This is a genomic window from Streptomyces sp. KL116D (assembly GCF_030766975.1).
GTDB classification, from domain to species: domain Bacteria; phylum Actinomycetota; class Actinomycetes; order Streptomycetales; family Streptomycetaceae; genus Streptomyces; species Streptomyces longispororuber_A.
In genome coordinates, this window is record NZ_JASERH010000086.1 from 15,887 (window position 1) to 36,086 (window position 20,200).

Annotated in this window: 16 protein-coding genes; 6 read left to right on the forward strand and 10 right to left on the reverse strand. The window is 69.8% G+C overall.

Going from position 1 to position 20,200, the window contains the following annotated elements:
• Positions 1–318 precede the first annotated feature (318 nt).
• Positions 319–936: a TetR/AcrR family transcriptional regulator gene (locus RBJ77_RS34960; protein ID WP_372348669.1), complete on the reverse strand. Its 618-nt coding sequence runs from the start codon at positions 934–936 to the stop codon at positions 319–321.
• Between the two features lie 309 nt (positions 937–1,245).
• Between RBJ77_RS34960 and RBJ77_RS34965 the strand changes: the two genes are divergently transcribed.
• The 4 genes from RBJ77_RS34965 (at position 1,246) to RBJ77_RS34980 (ending at position 5,465) form a co-directional block, all read left to right on the forward strand.
• A complete protein-coding gene (locus RBJ77_RS34965) occupies positions 1,246–2,217 on the forward strand; it encodes a tetratricopeptide repeat protein (RefSeq protein WP_372348670.1) in 972 nt (323 codons plus the stop codon).
• Between the two features lie 638 nt (positions 2,218–2,855).
• Positions 2,856–3,473: a DUF6230 family protein gene (locus RBJ77_RS34970; protein ID WP_255973668.1), complete on the forward strand. Its 618-nt coding sequence runs from the start codon at positions 2,856–2,858 to the stop codon at positions 3,471–3,473.
• A gap of 158 nt (positions 3,474–3,631) precedes the next feature.
• On the forward strand, positions 3,632–4,192 hold the full coding sequence (locus tag RBJ77_RS34975; RefSeq protein WP_372348671.1) for a DUF6114 domain-containing protein: 561 nt from the start codon (positions 3,632–3,634) through the stop codon (positions 4,190–4,192).
• Complete coding sequence (locus tag RBJ77_RS34980; protein ID WP_372348672.1) at positions 4,182–5,465, forward strand: hypothetical protein; 1,284 nt, start codon at positions 4,182–4,184, stop codon at positions 5,463–5,465. The genes RBJ77_RS34975 and RBJ77_RS34980 overlap by 11 nt, the downstream gene beginning before the upstream one ends.
• A 78-nt stretch (positions 5,466–5,543) precedes the next feature.
• On the opposite strand, the gene pyk is transcribed toward RBJ77_RS34980, so the two are convergent.
• The 3 genes from pyk to pta form a co-directional block, all read right to left on the reverse strand.
• Positions 5,544–6,974 carry a pyruvate kinase gene (gene pyk, locus RBJ77_RS34985; protein WP_372348673.1) on the reverse strand — a complete coding sequence of 477 codons (1,431 nt, stop codon included), beginning with the start codon at positions 6,972–6,974 and terminating at the stop codon, positions 5,544–5,546.
• 74 nt (positions 6,975–7,048) lie between these two features.
• A complete protein-coding gene (locus RBJ77_RS34990) occupies positions 7,049–8,275 on the reverse strand; it encodes an acetate kinase (protein WP_372348681.1) in 1,227 nt (408 codons plus the stop codon).
• Positions 8,276–8,280: 5 nt separating this feature from the next.
• The gene (pta, locus tag RBJ77_RS34995) at positions 8,281–10,362 is read right to left on the reverse strand and encodes a phosphate acetyltransferase (protein ID WP_372348674.1); all 2,082 of its coding nucleotides are present in this window, start codon (positions 10,360–10,362) and stop codon (positions 8,281–8,283) included.
• Between the two features lie 274 nt (positions 10,363–10,636).
• On the opposite strand from pta, the gene RBJ77_RS35000 reads away from it, so the two are divergent.
• Entirely contained in the window at positions 10,637–11,662 is a 1,026-nt protein-coding gene (locus RBJ77_RS35000) for a 6-phosphofructokinase (RefSeq protein ID WP_255973675.1), read from the forward strand.
• A 53-nt stretch (positions 11,663–11,715) separates the two neighbouring features.
• On the opposite strand, the gene RBJ77_RS35005 is transcribed toward RBJ77_RS35000, so the two are convergent.
• The 6 genes from RBJ77_RS35005 to RBJ77_RS35030 all read right to left on the reverse strand — a co-directional run bounded on the left by RBJ77_RS35005 (position 11,716) and on the right by RBJ77_RS35030 (position 18,260).
• Entirely contained in the window at positions 11,716–12,417 is a 702-nt protein-coding gene (locus tag RBJ77_RS35005; protein WP_372348675.1) for a helix-turn-helix domain-containing protein, read from the reverse strand.
• Between the two features lie 90 nt (positions 12,418–12,507).
• On the reverse strand, positions 12,508–13,335 hold the full coding sequence (locus tag RBJ77_RS35010) for a carbohydrate ABC transporter permease (protein ID WP_372348676.1): 828 nt from the start codon (positions 13,333–13,335) through the stop codon (positions 12,508–12,510).
• Positions 13,336–14,142 carry a carbohydrate ABC transporter permease gene (locus RBJ77_RS35015; RefSeq protein ID WP_372348682.1) on the reverse strand — a complete coding sequence of 269 codons (807 nt, stop codon included), beginning with the start codon at positions 14,140–14,142 and terminating at the stop codon, positions 13,336–13,338. It lies immediately after the preceding gene.
• Between the two features lie 195 nt (positions 14,143–14,337).
• Complete coding sequence (locus RBJ77_RS35020; protein WP_372348677.1) at positions 14,338–15,705, reverse strand: extracellular solute-binding protein; 1,368 nt, start codon at positions 15,703–15,705, stop codon at positions 14,338–14,340.
• Positions 15,706–15,873: 168 nt separating this feature from the next.
• Positions 15,874–16,551, reverse strand: coding sequence for a response regulator (locus RBJ77_RS35025; RefSeq protein ID WP_372348678.1), 678 nt, complete (start codon positions 16,549–16,551; stop codon positions 15,874–15,876).
• A complete protein-coding gene (locus RBJ77_RS35030) occupies positions 16,548–18,260 on the reverse strand; it encodes an ATP-binding protein (protein ID WP_372348679.1) in 1,713 nt (570 codons plus the stop codon). Before RBJ77_RS35030 ends, RBJ77_RS35025 begins: the two co-directional genes overlap by 4 nt.
• A gap of 151 nt (positions 18,261–18,411) precedes the next feature.
• On the opposite strand from RBJ77_RS35030, the gene RBJ77_RS35035 reads away from it, so the two are divergent.
• Positions 18,412–19,803 (forward strand): cation:dicarboxylate symporter family transporter, encoded by a 1,392-nt coding sequence (locus RBJ77_RS35035; protein ID WP_372348680.1) that lies wholly within the window; start codon positions 18,412–18,414, stop codon positions 19,801–19,803.
• The last annotated feature ends 397 nt before the right edge of the window (positions 19,804–20,200 follow it).

The window sequence follows — 20,200 nt, forward strand, 5'->3', positions numbered from 1 at the left end:
CACCCGACCCGGGCCACGCCCACGCGCCGCGACCGCACCTGTTTGTCCGCCGGGTGCGGCTGCGTGGGGCTTCTCGCGCAGTTCCCCGCGCCCCTGAAAGCCGGCTTCGCGCCGTGGCCACCACTGTTTGTTCGCCGGGTGCGGGTCTCGTCGTGGTTGCTCGCGCAGTTCCCCGCGCCCCTGAGATGCGCACCCTTCGGGTGGCATCTCCCCGGCGGGGGAAGGCTGCGCGCAGCGCATGCCTTTCAGGGGCGCGGGGAACTGCGCGAGAAGCCCCACCGGCCCGCAGTCGAGCAACGAACCCGTCGTGCCGAGTTCTTACTCGGACGCCGCCGACAGGCCGCCCAGGAGGAGGGCCGTGAAGCGGCGGACCCAGTCCGCGTCCACCGGCTCCGCGCTGACCAGCGTCCGGTGCACCACGGCCCCGGCCGCCACGTCGAAGATGAGGTCCGCCGTCTCCGCGGCCACACACGGATCCGCCGGCACCGGCAGCTCACCGCGCCGCTCGGCCCGCGCCCGCCCCTCCAGGACGAGACGTTTCTGCCGGTCCACGATCGACGTACGGATCCGCTCCCGCAGCGGCGCGTCCCGGGTCGACTCCGCGACGACCGCCATCAACGCCGTCTTCGTCTCAGGCCGGTCCAGGATCGCCGCGAACTGAAGCACCACGCCCTCGATGTCCGCGGCCAGCGACCCGCGGTCGGGCAGCTCCAGCTCGTCGAAGAGCACCGCCACCGCGTCCACGACCAACTCGTTCTTGCCCGCCCAGCGGCGGTACAGGGTCGTCTTGGCGACCCCGGCGCGCGTCGCCACGTCCCCCAGCGTCAGCTTCGACCAGCCGAGGTCCACCAGGGCCGCACGCGTCGCCTCCAGGATCGCCTCGTCCGCGGCGGCGGACCGGGGGCGACCTGTACGGGAGGGCGTGTGGCTCTGCATGGTCGACGACCATACCGGCCGGTAGGAAGAAAGGCCTCCGCGCGCGCCGCGTGAGGCAGATCACCGGGGCCGCGGCCCACGGGCCACCCCTCGACAGTTACGCTACGACCCGTAGCGAAAGCTCGAACTCGTACGACCGCCCCGGTTCTGCACCCCGGGCCGGCCACGACGAGCGGCAACCACAGGTGCCGGGTGGGGACCCGGCGCCGAGCACCCGGCCGAGTCCGCTCCGTAGACCTCGCAATCCGGCGGGAGGTCACGGAGGCGGACCCGGCCCACAACCGTCCGCGGAAGGGGGAGACTGTACGCATGCAGCCACGGAACATGTCCATGAGCGGAGTCGTCGACCTCGCCGCGGTGAAGGCGGCCCAGGAGGCCAGGGCGAAGGCGGAGCAGGCGCGCGCCGAAGCGGCCCGGCAGGGCGGCGGTCCTTCCGCCGTGCCCCCGTCGAGCCTTGTCATCGACGTAGACGAAGCGGGTTTTGAACGCGACGTCCTGCAGCGCTCCACCGAGGTGCCCGTCGTCATCGACTTCTGGGCCGAGTGGTGCGAGCCCTGCAAGCAGCTGAGCCCGCTGCTGGAGCGGCTCGCCGCCGAGTACAGCGGCCGCTTCGTGCTCGCCAAGATCGATGTCGATGCCAATCAGATGCTGATGCAGCAGTTCGGGGTCCAGGGGATCCCGGCCGTCTTCGCCGTCGTGGCCGGACAGGCGCTGCCGCTCTTCCAGGGCGCCGCGCCCGAGGCCCAGATCCGCGGCACGCTCGACCAGTTGATCCAGGTCGCCGAGGAGCGCTTCGGTCTCACCGGGATCGCGGTCGACACCGATGCGGAGGGTCCGGCACCGGTCGTGGAGGCTCCGGCCGGCCCGTACGACGCGCTGCTCGAAGCCGCCGTGCAGGCCCTTGACGCGGGTGACCTCGCGGGCGCCGTCCAGGCGTACAAGAACGTGCTGTCGGACGACCCCGGCAACACCGAGGCCAAGCTCGGCCTCGGCCAGGCCGAACTGCTCCAGCGCGTGCAGGGCCTCGACCCGCAGGCCGTGCGCAAGGACGCCGCCGAGAAGCCCGGTGACGTACAGGCGCAGATCGCGGCCGCCGATCTGGACCTGGTGGGCGGTCACGTCGCGGACGCCTTCGGCCGGCTCGTCGACGCGGTGGCCCGCTCGGCCGGTGACGACCGGGAGGCGGCGCGCGTCCGTCTGCTCGAACTGTTCGAGGTCGTGGGGGGCGACGACCCGCGCGTGACCACGGCGCGTACGGCTCTGGCCCGGGTTCTCTTCTGAGCCGTCAGTGACCTGTTCTTAAACGCCACGGCTTGTGGTGCCGGGGTGAAAGTTCTGCCACCAGGGGCACACAGCGGCCGCGCTTTACCAAAACTTGGTAATCGCGGCCGCTGTTACTTGGAGTAAGTCGGGGGCCTTCTTCTGCCCTGTTCCGTGCCGGATTCAACCGGTTTCGTAACTCCCTTGACAGCACCCAGCGTTGCCGCCCGATGCCGGGCGGTCGTGGTTCGGTTATCCGTCCGTTACCCGTGAGTAACGAACCCCCTTGTGCGAGCGACGGGAATGCACCACGATCGGGCACGCTCGGTCCACTCCCCACCGTCCGACAGCCATTCGGGACGTGGGGTCCTTGGGTCCCCACCGGGCAGGTCGACGGCGAACCAAGGGGAGCGTCGCCGGCCTAGGACAGGGGGGTCTCAGCCGTCCGGCTGGGCCTGTCCGGCAGGTTGCGCGTGATGGCTCAGGTGCGACCAGTGGTTGTCGCTCGGGGGTGATCGCCGGTGATCAAGGTGCGGATGCGCCTCCGATGCGGGCGCTCTCCTTCCCGAGGACGTAGCACTTCTCCCATCCCTGCCCGGCTGAGCCGCCGCAAGGGGCAGTCAGGGCCGGAGATGTACGTCCGAGAAGGAGGAACAGTCATGAATTCCGTGACTCGTGGCGGAACCAGATGGAAGCGGTTCGCCGTAGTCATGGTGCCGAGCGTCGCGGCGACTGCCGCGATAGGCGTGGCCCTGTCCCAGGGTGCGCTCGCGGCATCGTTCAGTGTGTCGGGTCAGTCGTTCAAGGTGACGGCGGACTCGCTCGATGGCAAGGGCTTCGTCCAGTACGGGGCCATCGACTCCGGTAAGACGGGTACTCACCCCGTCGCCGTCGTCGGCATGAAGTCCGCGACGATCAACAACCTCTGCCAGTCCGTGGTTGTGCCCGTCCCGGTCTTCGGCGACGTGTCGATGAAGCTGTCGGCCGGTGCCGACAAGAGCAACCCCGTGGAGGCCAAGACCCTCTACATCGACGCCGATGACCTGAAGGCCGATGCGACCTTCGAGAACATCGACATCGGTGTGGCGGCGGGCGACGCGGCCAAGGGCCCTGGCATCGCCAAGGGTGACAAGGCCGACCCGAACTCGTTCGCCCAGCAGGCCGACTCGGTGCACTTCGAGAACGTCCAGCAGCGGGCGTGGGCCACCACGGCCGGCACCTTCAAGCTCTCGGGCCTCAAGATGAGCGTCAAGAAGGGCAAGCACGAGTGCTACTAGGCCGTCGGGGTCCGCTCGCGGGCCCGGGTCTTGGCATTTGATGCGCTGAACGGCCGGGCGCGGGGGCGCAAGGGAGAAGACCCCGGGCCGTCCCCGTGCCCGTATCCGGACAGCCACCGTCACCACAGAACAACGCCATTCCCGAGGAGCTGTACGACATGAGCGCCGAAGCGCACGCAGGACTGGGCACGAAGCTTGGTCACATGCGCCACTCGTTCCGAGGGTGGCGCGGTCAGCGCCCATTCTGGGGTGGTCTGCTGTCGATCCTCGGCGGCATTCCCATCATGTACTTCCCGTACGCGAACCTGACGCTGGGCAGCATGACGATCCGGATGGCCACCACGGCCGGTGCCGGTTCGCTCATCATCGGCGTCCTGCTCGTCGTGCTCGGCCTGACGATGTGGTTCCAGCCGCACTCCCGGGTGTTCGCGGGTGTGGCGGCGATTCTTCTCGCCCTGGTCTCCCTGGTGGTCTCCAACTTCGGTGGCTTCGTCATCGGCTTCCTGCTCTCCCTGCTCGGCGGTGCCCTCGGCATCTCCTGGGCGCCGGGCAGGCCGCAGGCCGCGACAGCCGCTCCCGGCGGTGACGGGACCGGGTCGGACGACGCCGCTCCGGTGCCGCCGATCGAGGGCGCCACTTACCAGGTCGCGGGCGCAAACGACGACGTGTCAGGGACGAGCCCGGACAACGGGACGAACGGGAGGCACCGTGCCGGCTGACGAGGTGCACCACGAGGACTCCGTGATGGAGTCCCGTGCGAGAACCGGGCCGCGGCATGCAGCACCGAGGAAGCATCTGTTCACCAGGCTGCACATGCCCGCGGGCAAGGCGATAGCCATCGCGGCCATGCCCACGGCCGTACTGATGGGGCTCGGTCTGACGCCCACGCTGGCGTCGGCCAAGGACAATCCGACGAAGTTCTCGGCGGACGACTACAAGGCGTGCGCCGACGCGATCGAGGCGGAGAAGGACGGCAAGACCGCCCCGGACGAGAAGGAGACGGCCACGCCGACTCCTTCGCCGTCGGCTTCGGCGAGCAAGGACAGCGGCAAGGACACCGGTACGGGCTCCGGCTCGGACTCCGGCGCGGACGACAAGGAGACGGCCACCCCGACTCCCGCCCCGTCCGCGACCGGCGGGACCGGCTCCGGCTCGGACGACGGCAAGGACGCGGCCACGCCGACGCCCTCGCCGTCCAAGACCACCAACCCGCTCGACCCGCTGGGCGTCGGTGACGCCCTCAAGGACCTGCTCACGCCGGACGAGAAGGAGACGGCCACGCCGACTCCGTCCCCGTCCGCATCCGGGTCCACCGCGTCGAAGGACGTGGGCGACGCGGTGAAGGACACGGTCGACACGGTCGAGGGCACGGTCAAGGACACGACCGACAAGGCCGGGGACGCCGTCAAGGACACCGCGGACGGCCTGGACAAGGCGACCGAGGAGGCCGCGAAGGCCGCCGAGGAAGCCAAGGACGCGGCCACGCCGTCGCCGAGCGCGAGCGGCATACCGGACGACTGCCCGGTGGCCACGGACGCGGCCGGCGCCGACGAGGACACTCCGGCCCAGCTGCCGGACACCACCTGGAAGTTGGAGGCCAGCTCGCTCCTGCTCAAGGGCGCGGACTACAAGGGCCTCGTCGACGTCCGGATGGCCGACGGCAGCACCAAGCGCGTCATGAAGTACATCATCTCGGACGGGACCGACATCGGGGATCTGCACCAGATCGCCGCGGGCCCGAACGGCAAGTACTTCCACATCCGCGCGGACAAGGGCTCCACGTCCACGATCCGCAACGGGAAGACGACGATGTACACGGAGGAGCTCTCGGGCAATCTGCTCGGGCTCATCCCGATGACGTTCAACGCGAAGAACCCGCCGCCGATCAACCTGCCGATCCTGTACTTCACCAACGTGAAGGTCACGCAGGCCGCGCAGTTCGGTGGCACCCTGCACGTGCCGGGTCTGCACACCACGGTCGAGGACAGCTGACCGTACGCACCACAGACGCCGAGGGCGCCCCCTGTCTCGTACAGGGGGCGCCCTCGGCGTTCGTGCGGGGGAGGCGGGTCAGTCGCGCTCGCCGCCGCCCAGGTGGTGCACCCGGACCATGTTCGTGGTGCCGGGGACGCCGGGGGGCGAACCGGCCGTGATGACCACGGTGTCGCCGTCGTTGAAGCGGTTCAGCTTCACCAGCTCGGCGTCGACCAGCTCGACCATCTCGTCGGTGGAGTCCACGTGCGGCACGACGTACGTCTCCACGCCCCAGGTCAGCGACAGCTGGTTGCGGGTCGACTCGTCCGTGGTGAACGCCAGGATCGGCTGGCAGGCGCGGTAGCGGGAGAGCCGCCGGGCCGTGTCGCCGGACTGCGTGAAGGCGATCAGCGCCTTGCCGTCCAGGAAGTCCGCGATCTCGCACGCGGCGCGGGCCACCGAACCACCCTGCGTACGCGGCTTCTTGCCGGGCACGAGCGGCTGCAGGCCCTTGCTGAGCAGCTCCTCCTCGGCCGCCTTGACGATCTTCGACATCGTCTTGACGGTCTCGATCGGGTAGGCGCCCACGGACGACTCGGCGGACAGCATGACCGCGTCGGCGCCGTCCAGGATCGCGTTGGCCACGTCGGACGCCTCGGCGCGCGTGGGGCGCGAGTTGGTGATCATCGACTCCATCATCTGGGTCGCGACGATCACCGGCTTGGCGTTGCGGCGGCACATCTCCACGAGGCGCTTCTGCACCATCGGGACCTTCTCGAGCGGGTACTCGACGGCGAGGTCGCCACGGGCCACCATCACCGCGTCGAACGCCGCGACGACGCCCTCCATGTTGGCGACGGCCTGCGGCTTCTCCACCTTGGCGATGACGGGGACCCGGCGGCCCTCCTCGTCCATCACCTTGTGGACGTCCTTCACGTCGTTGGCGTCGCGCACGAAGGACAGGGCGACCATGTCGCAGCCCATCTTCAGGGCGAAGCGCAGGTCCTCGATGTCCTTCTCGGACAGGGCCGGCACGTTGACGGCCGCGCCCGGCAGGTTGATGCCCTTGTGGTCGGAGATGACCCCGCCCTCGATGACGATCGTCCTGACCCGGGGGCCGTCGATGTCGGTCACCTTGAGCTCGACGTTGCCGTCGTTGATCAGGACCGGGTCGCCCTTGGAGACGTCACCGGGAAGCCCCTTGTACGTCGTGCCACAGATCGACTTGTCACCGGGGACGTCCTCGGTGGTGATGGTGAACTCGTCACCGCGCACCAGCTCGACGGGGCCCTCGGCGAAGGTCTCCAGGCGGATCTTCGGCCCCTGGAGGTCGGCGAGCACGCCCACCGCGCGGCCCGTCTTCTCGGCGGCCGCGCGGACGCGGTCGTAGCGGCCCTGGTGCTCGGCGTGGGTGCCGTGGCTGAAGTTGAAGCGGGCCACGTTCATACCGGCTTCGATCAGCGAGACGAGCTGCTCTTCGGAGTCGACGGCGGGGCCCAGCGTGCAGACGATTTTGGAACGGCGCATGGGGGCGATCCTATCGGTTTGTTTCGCTACGGAATATTCCGTCTGGTGGAATCTACAAATGGGCGGGCGTGCGCTCAGGCGTTGCGGTCCTCCGGGGGAGCCACCAGCGCGTAGGTCTGCTGCGCGATCTCCAGCTCCTCGTCGGTCGGCACCACGGCGACAGCCACCCGGGCGTACTCGGGCGAGATGATCCGGGCCTCGTCGGAACGTACGGAATTGAGCTCGCCGTCGACCGTGAGACCCAGTTCCTCCAGGCCCGCGACCGCAGCTTCCCGCACCGGCGCGGCGTTCTCGCCGACCCCGGCCGTGAACGCGAGCGCGTCCACCCGGCCGAGCACCGCGTAGTAGGCGCCGATGTACTTCTTCAGGCGGTGGACGTAGATGTCGAAGGCGAGCTGCGCCTCCTGGTCGCCCTCGTCGATCCGCCGCCGGATCTCGCGCATGTCGTTGTCACCGCAGAGCCCGATCAGACCCGACTTCTTGTTGAGCAGGACGTCGATCTCGTCCGCCGACATGTTGCCCACCCGCATCAGATGGAAGATGACGGCCGGGTCGACGTCTCCTGAACGCGTACCCATCACCAGACCCTCAAGCGGGGTCAGGCCCATCGAAGTGTCCACGCACACCCCGCCGCGCACCGCCGACGCGGAGGCGCCGTTGCCCAGGTGCAGCACGATGACGTTGACCTCCTCCGGCGCCCTGCCGAGGAGCTCGGCCGTCTTGCGCGACACGTACGCGTGCGACGTGCCGTGGAAGCCGTAGCGCTGGACGCGGTGCTCGTCCGCCGTCTTCACGTCGATCGCGTACCGCGACGCCGACTCCGGCATCGTCGTGTGGAACGCGGTGTCGAAGACGGCGACCTGCGGCAGGTCGGGGCGCAGCGTCATCGCCGTGTGGATGCCCGTCAGGTTCGCCGGGTTGTGCAGCGGCGCCACCGGGATCAGCCGCTCGACCTCCTTGAGCACCGCGTCGTCGATGACGGTCGGCTGCGTGAAGAACTTGCCGCCGTGCACCACCCGGTGGCCGATCGCGGCCAGCTCGGGGGAGTCCAGGCCGAGCCCGTCCTGCGCCAGCTCGGCGGCGACCGCCTTGAGTGCCTCCTCGTGGTCGGCGATCGGCCGGTTCTGCTCGCGCGCCTCGCCGCCGCCACCGAGCAGCGGGGTGTGCTTGAGCCGGGAGGTCTCCTCACCGATGCGCTCGACGAGGCCCGCGGCGAGCCGGGAGCTGTCGCGCATGTCGAGGAGTTGGTACTTCACCGACGACGAGCCGGAGTTGAGGACGAGGACGCGGGACGCTGCCACGGGTGTCATGCCCTTTCGGAGGGGGTCTGGGCCTGGATCGCGGTGATGACCACGGTGTTCACGATGTCCTGCACGAGGGCGCCGCGCGACAGGTCGTTGACCGGCTTGCGCAGGCCCTGCAGGACCGGGCCGACGGCGATCGCGCCGGCCGAGCGCTGCACGGCCTTGTACGTGTTGTTGCCCGTGTTGAGGTCGGGGAAGATCAGCACGCTGGCCTGGCCCGCGACCTCGGAGCCGGGCAGCTTGGTGGCCGCGACCGACGGCTCGACCGCGGCGTCGTACTGGATCGGGCCCTCGATCTTCAGGTCCGGGCGGCGCTCCCGGACCAGCTCGGTGGCCTCGCGGACCTTGTCGACGTCGGCGCCGGAGCCCGAGGTGCCGGTCGAGTACGACAGCATCGCGATCCGCGGCTCCACGCCGAACTGGTCGGCGGTGGCCGCGGACTGGGTGGCGATGTCGGCGAGCTGCTGGGCGTTCGGGTCCGGGTTCACCGCGCAGTCGCCGTAGACGAGGACCTTGTCGGCCAGGCACATGAAGAACACCGACGAGACGATCGCGGCGTCCGGCTTGGTCTTGATGATCTCGAAGGCGGGCCGGATGGTGGCGGCCGTCGAGTGCACCGAGCCCGACACCATGCCGTCGGCCAGGCCCTCCTGGACCATCAGCGTGCCGAAGTAGTTCACGTCGGCGACCACGTCGTACGCGAGCTCCACGGTGACGCCCTTGTGGGCGCGCAGCTCCGCGTACTTGGCGGCGAAGCGGTCCCGCAGTTCCGAGCTCTGCGGGTCGATGAGCTCCGAGTCGGCGAGGTCGACGCCGAGGTCCGCGGCCTTCTTGCGGATCTGCTCCACCGGCCCGAGCAGCGTCAGGTCGCAGACCCCGCGGCGCAGCAGCACGTCGGCGGCGCGCAGCACGCGCTCCTCGGTGCCCTCGGGCAGGACCACGCGGCGCTTGTCCGAGCGGGCCTGCTCCAGCAGCTTGTGCTCGAACATCATCGGGGTGACGCGGTCGGACGACGGGGCCTGGATCGTCCGCAGGAGGCCCGCCGTGTCGACGTACCGCTCGAAGAGCCCCAGGGCGGTCTCCGCCTTGCGGGGCGTCGCCGCGTTCAACTTGCCTTCCATGGCGAACAGTTCGGCCGCCGTGGGGAAGGAGCCCCCGGTCACCGCGATCACCGGGGTGCCCGGCGCGAGCCGGTCGGCCAGCTTGAGGATCGCCTCGCCGGGCCGCTCGTTCAGGGTCAGGATGACGCCCGCGATCGGCGGGGTGCCCGCACTGTGCGCGGCCATCGCGCCCACCACGAGGTCCGCGCGGTCCCCGGGGGTGACGAGGACGCAGCCCGGCGTCAGGGCGTTGAGGAGATTGGGCAGCATGGCGCCGCCGAAGACGAAGTCGAGCGCGTCGCGGGCCAGCCCCGAGTCGTCGCCGAGCAGCACCGTGCCGCCCAGCGCGTGGGCGATCTGGGCGACGGTCGGCGCGGACAGCGCCGCCTCGTCGGGCAGCACGTAACAGGGCACCGGCAGCCGGTTGGTCAACCGCTCGTGTATCTCGTCCCGGTCCTCCGGCACCACCCGGTTGACGACCATCGCGAGGACGTCGCAGCCCAGACCGTCATAGGCCCGGTAGGCGTTGCGGACCTCGGCGCGCACGGACTCGGCGGTCTGCTTCTTGCCGCCGACCACGGGCACCACGGACGCGCCGAACTCGTTCGCGAGGCGCGCGTTCAGCGCCAGCTCGTCCGGCAGCTGGGTGTCCGCGAAGTCCGTGCCGAGCACCAGCACCACGTCGTAGTCCCTGGCCACCTCGTGGAACCGGTCGACCAGTTGCGAGACCAGCTCGTCCGTGCCCTGCTCGGCCTGGATCGCGGACGCCTCGTGGTAGTCGAGGCCGTACACCGTCGCCGGGTCCTGCGACAGGCGGTAGCGCGCCCGCAGCAGATCGAAGAGCCGGTCGGGACCGTCGTGGACGAGCGGGCGGAAGACACCCACCCGGTCGACCTGACGGGTCAGGAGTTCCATGACTCCCAGCTCGACGACCTGGCGACCGTCGCCCCGGTCGATCCCGGTCACGTACACGCTGCGCGTCACGCGTGCTCCTCCTGCGTAGAGTCCCCCGCGCAGAGCCGCAGTCCCTGCTCAGGGCCGAAAAAAATGGCCGTAACGAAAGCTGTGCCCTCTTGACAATACCTCTGGGCATGGCTAGGTCGCCCGCCGGACAAAAGGCCTGTACAGCAGGGCCCTAGTGCCCGATCCGCAAGGGACGAAGCGCCTCTGATGGCCTCGCCCGAACGCGATGCCCCTCGCGTCGTGGAAGAATCGCAGTGGCTCAGACGAATCAGAAGCGAGCAGGAGACACAGCACGATGCGTATCGGAGTTCTCACCGCAGGCGGCGACTGTCCTGGCCTCAACGCAGTGATCCGGTCGGTCGTGCACCGAGCCGTCACGCACTACGGCGACGAGGTGCTCGGCTTCGAGGACGGCTACGCGGGGCTGCTCGACGGACGCTACCGACCGCTCGATCTGAACGCGGTCAGCGGCATCCTCGCCCGCGGCGGCACCATCCTCGGATCGTCCCGCCTGGAGCGCGACAAGTTCCGCGCGGCCTGCGAGAACGCGAAGCAGCTCGCCGAGGAGATCGGCTTCGACGTCCTCATCCCGATCGGCGGCGAAGGCACGCTGACCGCGGCCCGCATGCTGTCCGACGCGGGCCTGCCCGTCGTCGGCGTCCCGAAGACGATCGACAACGACATCTCCGCGACCGACCGCACCTTCGGCTTCGACACCGCCGTCGGCGTCGCCACGGAGGCCATGGACCGCCTCAAGACGACCGCCGAGTCCCACCAGCGGGTGATGGTCGTCGAGGTCATGGGACGGCACGCCGGCTGGATCGCCCTGGAGTCCGGCATGGCCGGCGGTGCCCACGGCATCTGCCTGCCCGAGCGCCCCTTCGACCCGGCCGACCTGGTCAAGATGGTCGAGGAGCGGTTCTCGCGCGGCAAGAAGTTCGCCGTCATCTGCGTCGCCGAGGGCGCGCACCCGCAGGACGGCACCATGGACTACGGCAAGGGCGCCATCGACCAGTTCGGCCACGAGCGGTTCCAGGGCATCGGCACCGCCCTCGCCTACGAGCTGGAGAGCCGCCTCGGCAAGGAGGCCAGGCCCGTCATCCTCGGCCACGTGCAGCGCGGCGGCACCCCCACCGCGTACGACCGCGTCCTCGCCACCCGCTTCGGCTGGCACGCCGTGGAGGCCGCGCACCGCGGCGAGTACGGCAGGATGACGGCGCTGCGCGGCACGGACATCTCGATGGTGCCGCTCGCCGAGGCGGTCACCGAGCTGAAGACCGTCCCCAAGGACCGGATGGACGAGGCCGAGTCGGTCTTCTAGCCGGTCTTCCGGCCGGCCTGCCGGGCCGCCGCGGCCCGACTCCCGTACGGCGCCTACGGATTGCGGATCCTGGACCAGAACTCGTCCAGGATCCGCTCCAGGAACGCGCGCCCCGCGTCCCCCGAGCCCGGCGACGAACCGCCGCCCCAGCTCAGCGTCGCGGCCATCAGCGCCTGGTACTCCAGGTGCATCTCGTGGAGGACGTCGTCCGCCTCCCGCCGCTGCACCGGCACGAGCCGGGTCAGCGGCCGCACGTACCCCTGCCAGCGCGTCGTCGCCGCGCTGCGCAGCAGCTCCGCCAGCTGCCCGTCCCGCCCGGTGACCGTCGCGAACGCGCGCGGCGTCAGCCGCAGGATCTCGGCGAGCGCACTCGACTGGCGGTCGTTGCCCCGCCACTCGCCCGTCTCCTCCATGCGCAGGTACGAGTGGATCTCCATGCCCACGGCCCGCGCCACGTCCTCCGGGGCGATCCCGTGCGCCAGCCGGTGCTCGCGCAACGTCCTGGCCGCACCGATGAGTTCACCCGGCGAGCACCACAGCGCCCCGGCGAGCGCGGTGAGTTCGGCCGCCGTCGGGGCGGCCTCACCGCGCTCCCAGGCGACGATGATCTCCGGCGTGATGTGCGCGAGCCCGTAGGAGGCGCGCATGCCGTAGGCGACGTGCCCCGGCGCCATCCCGAGCGCCTCACGGAGGCGGCGGGCGGCGGGAGCGTTGAACGGCGGGGTGGGCTGGTTCGCCGCGGCGGTGTGCTGCACGGGCACAAAGTAGGGGCGAACGGGCCGCTTGGCTACGGTGCGTTCGTCTTGCGTCACATGTCGTAGGAACGTACAGGCCGGCGCGCGCCCTCAGCCCTTCACCGCACCCCCCAGCGCGAAGCCGCCGCCGAAGCGCCGGGACACCAGGACGTACAGCAGGATCACCGGCGTCGAGTAGATGATCGAGAAGGCGGCGAGCTGCCCGTACACGACCGTCCCGCGGTTGCCGAAGAAGTCGTTGATGCTGACCGACGCCGGCATCTGGTCGGGGGAGAGCAGCAGCATGAACGGGACGAAGAAGTTGCCCCACATCATGGCGAAGCAGAACACCGTGACGACCGCGACCCCGGGCCCCATCAGCGGCAGCACGATCCGCACCAGCGACTGGAAGGTGTTCGCGCCGTCCGTCCAGGCCGCCTCCTCCAGCTCCTTCGGCACCCCGTCCATGAAGTTCTTCATCAGCCAGATGGCGAACGGGAGTTGGGACGCGGCGAAGAAGTAGATCGTGCCCGACATCGTGTCGATCAGGTTCACCTGCACGAACAGCGCGTACACCGGGACCATGATCGCCGTGATCGGCAGACACGTCGCGAACAGGATCGTCGCCAGATACGGGTTGTTCAGGCGCGAGCGGTAGCGGGACAGCGGATACGCGGCCAGCGCCGCGCACACCACCGTCAGCGCCGTCGCGCCGCCGCACAGGATCAGCGAGTTGAGCAGCGGAGTGAACGTGATGTCCGGCTTGAGGACCGCGTCGAAGTTGTCGAACGTGGCGTGGGTCGGGAACTTCACCTTGAGGTTCGCGTCGGCGTCCAGCGACGACAGCACGACCCAGGCGAGCGGGAGCGCGAAGGTGATCCCGACGAGGATCAGCGTCGCGTCGGCGGTGAGCCGGTTTCTGGTGCGGCGGCGGGTCACTTATGCCTCCGTGCGCAGCAGGCGCATGTAGACCAGCGAGAACAGGGAGCCGACCACCAGGAGCAGCAGCGCCACCGCCGTGCCGTAGCCGATCATGCTCTTCTGGAAGGCCTGCTCGTACATGAACAGGGGGAGGGTCTGGCTGTGGTTGCCGGGGCCGCCCCGGGTCATCACCCAGATCAGACCGAAGACCGACAGCGTCTGCAGGGTGTTGAGCATCAGGTTCGTGCCGATGGAGCGGCGGATCATCGGCAGCGTCACGTGCCACAGCCGCTGCCAGGCGTTCGTGCCGTCCACCTCGGCGGCCTCCGTGATCTCCTTCGGGATCTCGGAGAGCGCCGCCGAGTAGACGAGCATCGAGAAGGCGGTGCCGCGCCACACGTTCGCGAACGACACCGCGAGGATCGGCAGCGTGAACAGCCAGTTCTGGCCCGGCAGATGGAGCCAGTCGAGGATCGCGTTCAAGGTGCCCTCGCGGCGGAAGAACGCGTACAGCAGGAAGCCGGCGACGACCTCGGGCAGCACCCAGGCCGTCACCACGACCGCCCCCGTGACCGTCCGCACCGGTTTCGAGGCGCGCTGCATCAGCGCCGCGAGAGCCAGGCCCAGGGTGTTCTGGCCGACGATGGACGACAGGAACGTGAAGACCAGCGTCAGCCAGACCGCGTTCAGGAACGCGTCGTCCTTGAACGCGGCCCGGAAGTTGTCGAAACCGACGAACGACGACTCGGCCTGGCCGGTGAGCTGCAGGTCGGTGAAGGCGATGTAGGCGCAGTAGGCGATCGGGCCCGCGAGGAACAGGGCCATGATGATCGTGGCCGGGGCGATCGGGAGGGCGCGGAGCGTGGTTCTGCGGCGGGTCACTGGTGCGGTCGCCTCCGGCGGGGTCGCGTGTGCCGTGTGCTGGTCTCGGCCGGGTGCGGGCCGTGCGTGGTTGCTCGCGCAGTTCCCCGCGCCCCTGAAGGGGCGCGTTCATCCTCGCGAGCCCCGACGGCCCGTCCCCTAAGACTTGGTGACGACCTTTCCGTCCGCTGCCGTCTTCAGCTGCTCGTCGTACTCGGACGCCGCCTTGTCCACCGACGCGTCACCCGTCGTCACCGACTCCATCGCCTCCTGGATCGCCGTGGAGACCTTCGGGTACGCGGGGTAGGCCGGGCGGTAGTGCGTCGAGGCGACCAGGTCCGTGAAGAACTTGATGCCCGGCTGCGCCTTCACGTACGCCGGGTCCGCCGCGACGTCCTTGCGGACCGCGATGCCGGAGTTCGCGATGTACCAGCGCTGCGCGTTCGCCTTCGTCTGCATCGTCTTGATGAAGTCGAAGGCCAGATCGGGGTTGGCCGCCTTGGACGGGACCGCCCAGGTCCAGCCGCCGGACATGGAGACCTTGCCGGGCGCCTGCCCGTTCTGCGTCGGCATGTGCGCGAGCCCCAGCTTGTCCGACCACTCCGGCCACTCGTGGCCCGAGCCCTTCAGCCAGTCCTGCGGCAGCCAGGAACCGTCGAGGTTGATGCCCAGCTTGCCCTTGGGCAGGAACTCGCCGCGCACCCGCGTGGCCCAGTTCGGGTCGAGGGCGTCGGAGACGTCGGGCCCGAGCTTCTCCTTGAACACCGTCTCCACGAACCGGAGGCTGTCCTTGAACGCCTTCGAGCCGGCGATCCACTTGCTCGACGACGTGTCGTAGAGCGGGTCGGAACCGCCGTCGCCCGTGCCGTACAGCAGCATCTCGAAGCCCTGCATCGTGGCGGCCTCGCCGTTCGGCTTGCCGGTGTAGACGTTCAGCGGGACCGCGTCGGGGACCTTCTTCTTGATAGCCCGGGCCGCGTCGAGCACCTCCGCCCAACTCTTCGGCTGCCAGGGCGTCTTGATCCCCGCCTTCGCCAGGATCGCCTTGTCGTACCAGAGGCCGCGGGTGTCCGTGCCGTCCGGGACGCCGTACGTCTTCCCGTCCTGCGCCTTCGCCGCCGACTTGGCCGTGTCGATGAACTGGCCCCAGTCCTGCCACTTGTCCAGGTACTGGTCCAGCGGCTTCAAGTACCCGGCGGTGATGTCGGAGTTGATGAGGAACGTGTCCTCGTAGACCAGGTCGGGCGCGGTCCGCGGCGAACGCAGCATCTGCTGGAGCTTCGTGTAGTACTCGGAGTCCGGGGCCTTGATCGGGACGAGTTCGACCTTCTTGCCCGGGTTGGCCTTCTCGAACTGCTTCTTCATCGCGGCCAGATAGGTGTCCATCACCTTGATCTGGTTGTCCGTGGACTGCTTGAAGGAGACCTTGATCGTGTTCGAGTCGCTGCCGGAGTCACCCCCGCAGGCGGTGAGGGTTCCGGCGGCCAGCAGGGCGGTGGCGACGAGCAGAGGAGCGGTGGGGCGCACGGGCACGACCTCCTACGAGCGTCGCGGGCATCGTTGCCTCGCGGGGCTGCCCGTGAACGTACGTTCAGGCTCGGAGCAGGGTCAATGGGTGTGCGCGGCCCAACGACGGTGCCGTGACAACGTTGTTATCGAGGGGCGGCGAACGACGCCCGCGGCCCGCCGCCGCGGCTACTTCCAGGTGTAGATCAACTCGGGGCGGCCCACCTGCCCGTACTGCGGACTGCGCGCCGCGCGCCCCGAGTCGACCAGGTGCTCCAGATAGCGCCGCGCCGTGATCCGCGAGATGCCCACCGTCTCCGCGGCCACCGCCGCCGTCAGACCTTCCGGCGACCCCTCCCGCAGCGCCTGCGTGACCCGCTCCAGCGTCGGCGCGCTCAGTCCCTTCGGCAGCGCGGCCGGCGCGGGCGAGCGCAGATTGGCCAGCGCCCGGTCGACCTCGTCCTGCCCGGTCGCCTCCCCCGACGTGGTCCGGTACTCGGCGTACCGCACCAGCCGGTCGCGCAGCGTGGCGAACGTGAACGGCTTCAGCACGTACTGCACCACCCCCAGCGACACCCCCTCACGGACCACCGCAAGATCACGGGCCGAGGTCACCGCGATCACGTCCGCGTGGTGCCCGGCAGCTCGCAGCGAGCGGGCGAGCGCCAGACCGTGCCCGTCCGGCAGGTGCAGGTCCAGCAGGATCAGATCGACCGCCGTGCGGTCCAGGACCCGCCGCGCCTCGGCGGCGGTGTGCGCCCGGGCGACCGTGCGGAAGCCGGTCACGCGGTCCACGTACAGGGCGTGCGCGTCGGCCGCCACGGGATCGTCCTCGACGACCAGGACCTTGATGTGGGCGTCCGTCATGGTGTGCGCTTCCCCGATGTCGTAGCGGCGTCCGGCGGCACGGCGTCCGGCGTGACGGCGTCCGCCGTGGTGGCGTCCCTCGTGGTGGTGACGTCCGGCGCGGTGCGAGGCGAGGGTACGGCGCCCAGCGGCAGGGCGACCGTGAACACGGCACCGCCCTCCGCCGCCCCGGCCAGCTCCAGCGTGCCACCACCGCGCGCCACGGCCTGCCGGACGAGCGCGAGCCCGAGGCCCCGCCCGTGCGGACCGGCCGGCTTCGTCGACCAGCCCCGCTCGAACACGGCGTCGGCGTGCTCCGGCTCCACACCGGGACCGGAGTCCGCCACCCGCAGCAGCAGCCCGTCGCCCTCCGCGCGGGCGGTGACGGTGACCCGGGCGCGCGGCGAACCCTGCGCCGCGTCCACGGCGTTGTCGATCAGATTCCCCAGCACCGTCACCAGATCCCGCGCCGGCAGCGTCTGCGGCAGCAGCCCGTCGTCGATCCGAGTGTCGGCCGACACCACCAGCTCCACCCCGTGCTCGTTGGCCTGCGCGGCCTTCCCGAGCAGCAGCGCCGCCAGCACCGGCTCGCTCACGGCGCCCACCACCTGGTCGGTCAGCGCCTGCGCCAGCTCCAGCTCCGCCGTCGCGAAGTCGACCGCCTCGTCGGCCCGCCCCAGCTCGATCAGCGACACCACGGTGTGCAGCCGGTTCGCGGCCTCGTGCGCCTGCGACCGCAACGCCTGCGTGAACCCCCGCTCCGAGTCCAGCTCGCCCATCACCGACTGCAACTCGGTGTGATCGCGCAGCGTGACCACGGTGCCGCGCCGGTTCTCACTGGTCACCGGCGAGGTGTTCACCACCACGACCCGGTCCGCCGTCAGATGCACCTCGTCCACCCGCGGCTCCGCCGCGAGGAGCGCCCCGGTCAGCGGCGCCGGCAGCCCGAGCTCGGCCACCGACCGCCCCACCGCGTCGTCCCCCACCCCGAGCAGCTCCCGCGCCCCGTCGTTGATGAGCGCCACCCGCCGCTGCCCGTCGAGCATCACCAGCCCCTCACGGACCGCGTGCAGCGCCGCCTGGTGATAGGCGTGCATCCGGCTCAGCTCGGTGGCGTTCATACCGTGCGTATGACGGCGCAGCCGCGCGTTGATCACATACGTACCGATGCCGCCGAGCACCAGCGCGGCCAGCGCGACACCGGCCACCGCGAGCACCTGCCCCCGCGCCTGCTCCGTGATCTCGTCGATGGTGATCCCGGCGCTGACCAGGCCCACGACCCGGCCACCACCGTCGTACACCGGAGTGACCACCCGCACCGAGGCCCCGAGCGTCCCCGTGTACGTCTCCGAGAACGTCTCCCCCTTCAGCGCGGGGCCGATGTGCCCGAGGAACCGCTCGCCGATCTGGTGCCGGTCCGGATGCGTCCAGCGGATCCCGTCCGTGTCCATGATCGTCACGAAGTCGACGCCCGTGTGCCGCTGCACGTCCGTCGCGTACGGCTGCAGGCTCACCGTCGGATCCGCCGACTCCATGATCGCCTCGCGCACCGAACCGGCGTCGGCCACCGCCGTCGCCGCGGCCGTCGCCTGCCGCCGCGCCGCGGTCTCCGCCTGCCCCCGGTCACTGACGTACGTGAACAGGGCACACCCCGCCACAACGACCGCCACGAGCACGGCCTGCATGGCGAAGAGCTGGCCGGCCAGGCTGCGGGGACGGGGGAGACGCATGGGCCCAGTCTGCCTGTTCGTATAAGCGCGAACTAAATGAACGGAAGGGTGACAGTGCTCACCGCCTGGGAGACAGTCACCGGGATTCGCAGGACGTGAGCCGCACGCACTGCGGTGATCCAGTACGCCGACGACGTCGTCAGGAGGAGCCGTGGCCGAGAACGGGACCGCGACCACCAAAACGCCCGCCGCGAAGCGGGACCGCACCCACTATCTCTACATCGCCGTGATCGTGGCGGTGCTCCTCGGCATCGCCGTGGGCTTCATCTGGCCCGACTTCGCCAAGGAGCTCAAGCCCGTCGGCACGGGCTTCGTGAACCTGATCAAGATGATGATCTCGCCCATCATCTTCTGCACCATCGTCCTGGGCGTCGGCTCGGTACGGAAGGCCGCCAAGATCGGCAAGGTCGGCGGCCTCGCCCTCGGCTACTTCATCGTGATGTCGGTCGTGGCCCTCGCCATCGGCCTGATCGTCGGCAACATCCTCGACCCCGGCACCGGCATGCACCTCACCGACGCCACCAAGGACGTCGGTCACACGGCGGCCGAGGAAGCGGCCGAGGGACCGGTCGACTTCGTCCTCGGCATCATCCCGGCGACCCTCGTCTCCGCCTTCACCGAGGGCCAGGTCCTCCAGACCCTCCTCGTGGCGCTCCTCGTCGGCTTCGCGCTCCAGGCCATGGGCCGCGGCGGCGAGCCCGTCCTGCGCGGCATCGAGCACATCCAGCGACTGGTCTTCCGCGTCCTCGGCATGATCATGTGGGCCGCCCCGGTCGGCGCCTTCGGCGCGATGGCCGCGGTCATCGGCGAGACGGGCGTCGACGCCCTCAAGGCCCTCGCCACCATCATGATCGGCTTCTACGTCACCTGCGCCCTGTTCGTCGGCGTGGTCCTGGCGGCGATCCTCCGCCTCGCGACGGGCTACAACATCTTCTCGCTGCTCAAGTACCTGGGCCGGGAGTTCCTCCTCATCCTCTCGACCTCGTCGTCGGAGTCGGCCCTGCCGCGCCTGATCGCGAAGATGGAGCACCTCGGCGTCTCCCGCCCGGTCGTCGGCATCACCGTCCCGACCGGCTACTCCTTCAACCTCGACGGCACCATGATCTACCTGACCATGGCGTCCCTCTTCATCGCCGACGCCATGGACCAGCCCATGAGCATCGGCCAGCAGATCGGCCTGCTCCTCTTCATGATGGTCGCGTCGAAGGGCGCCGCGGGCGTCTCCGGCTCCGGCATCGCCGTCCTCGCGAGCGGCCTCCAGTCCCACAAGCCCGGCCTCGTGGACGGCGTCGGCCTCATCATCGGCATCGACCGCTTCATGAGCGAGGCCCGCGCCCTGACGAACTTCGCGGGCAACGCGGTGGCCACGCTGCTCATCGGTACGTGGACCGGGGAAGTGGACCGGGACCGGGTGAAGCGGGTGCTCGCCGGCGACCTCCCGTTCGACGAGCGCACGCTCCTCGACACGGGCGCGGACGACGCGGAGGTCCCGACGCCGCGGGACGGCGGCCCGTCCACGGAGAAGGAACCCGTGAACGCCTGACTCCGCTCCCAGCTCCACGCCACGATCGCCGGTTTGTACTACCGGCGATCGTGGCGTAAGGTCCTGCGAGTTGTCCGGGCCACGAAGGCCCTGGGCAGCACCTCCCGCCGCGCGAGCGGCACCCAACCTCAGCACGATCTCCCCATGGGATTGATTTCGGCATGTCCGAATTCATTTCGAAATTGGGTTGCGGCTGTCCTGATCGGTCCGATTAGGAACTGCCGGGCGGATCCGCTAATGTTTGGGACGTCGGAACGGCCCAACAGCCGGGAAGGCACAGCATCAAACTCCGCTAACGCGGGGGCGGTTGACTGGGAATCAGGCCCGAAAGGATCTGATAGAGTCAACACCGCAGGAAAGCCGAAAGGCCGGAAAGCGAAAAGCAAGACCAGCAAGA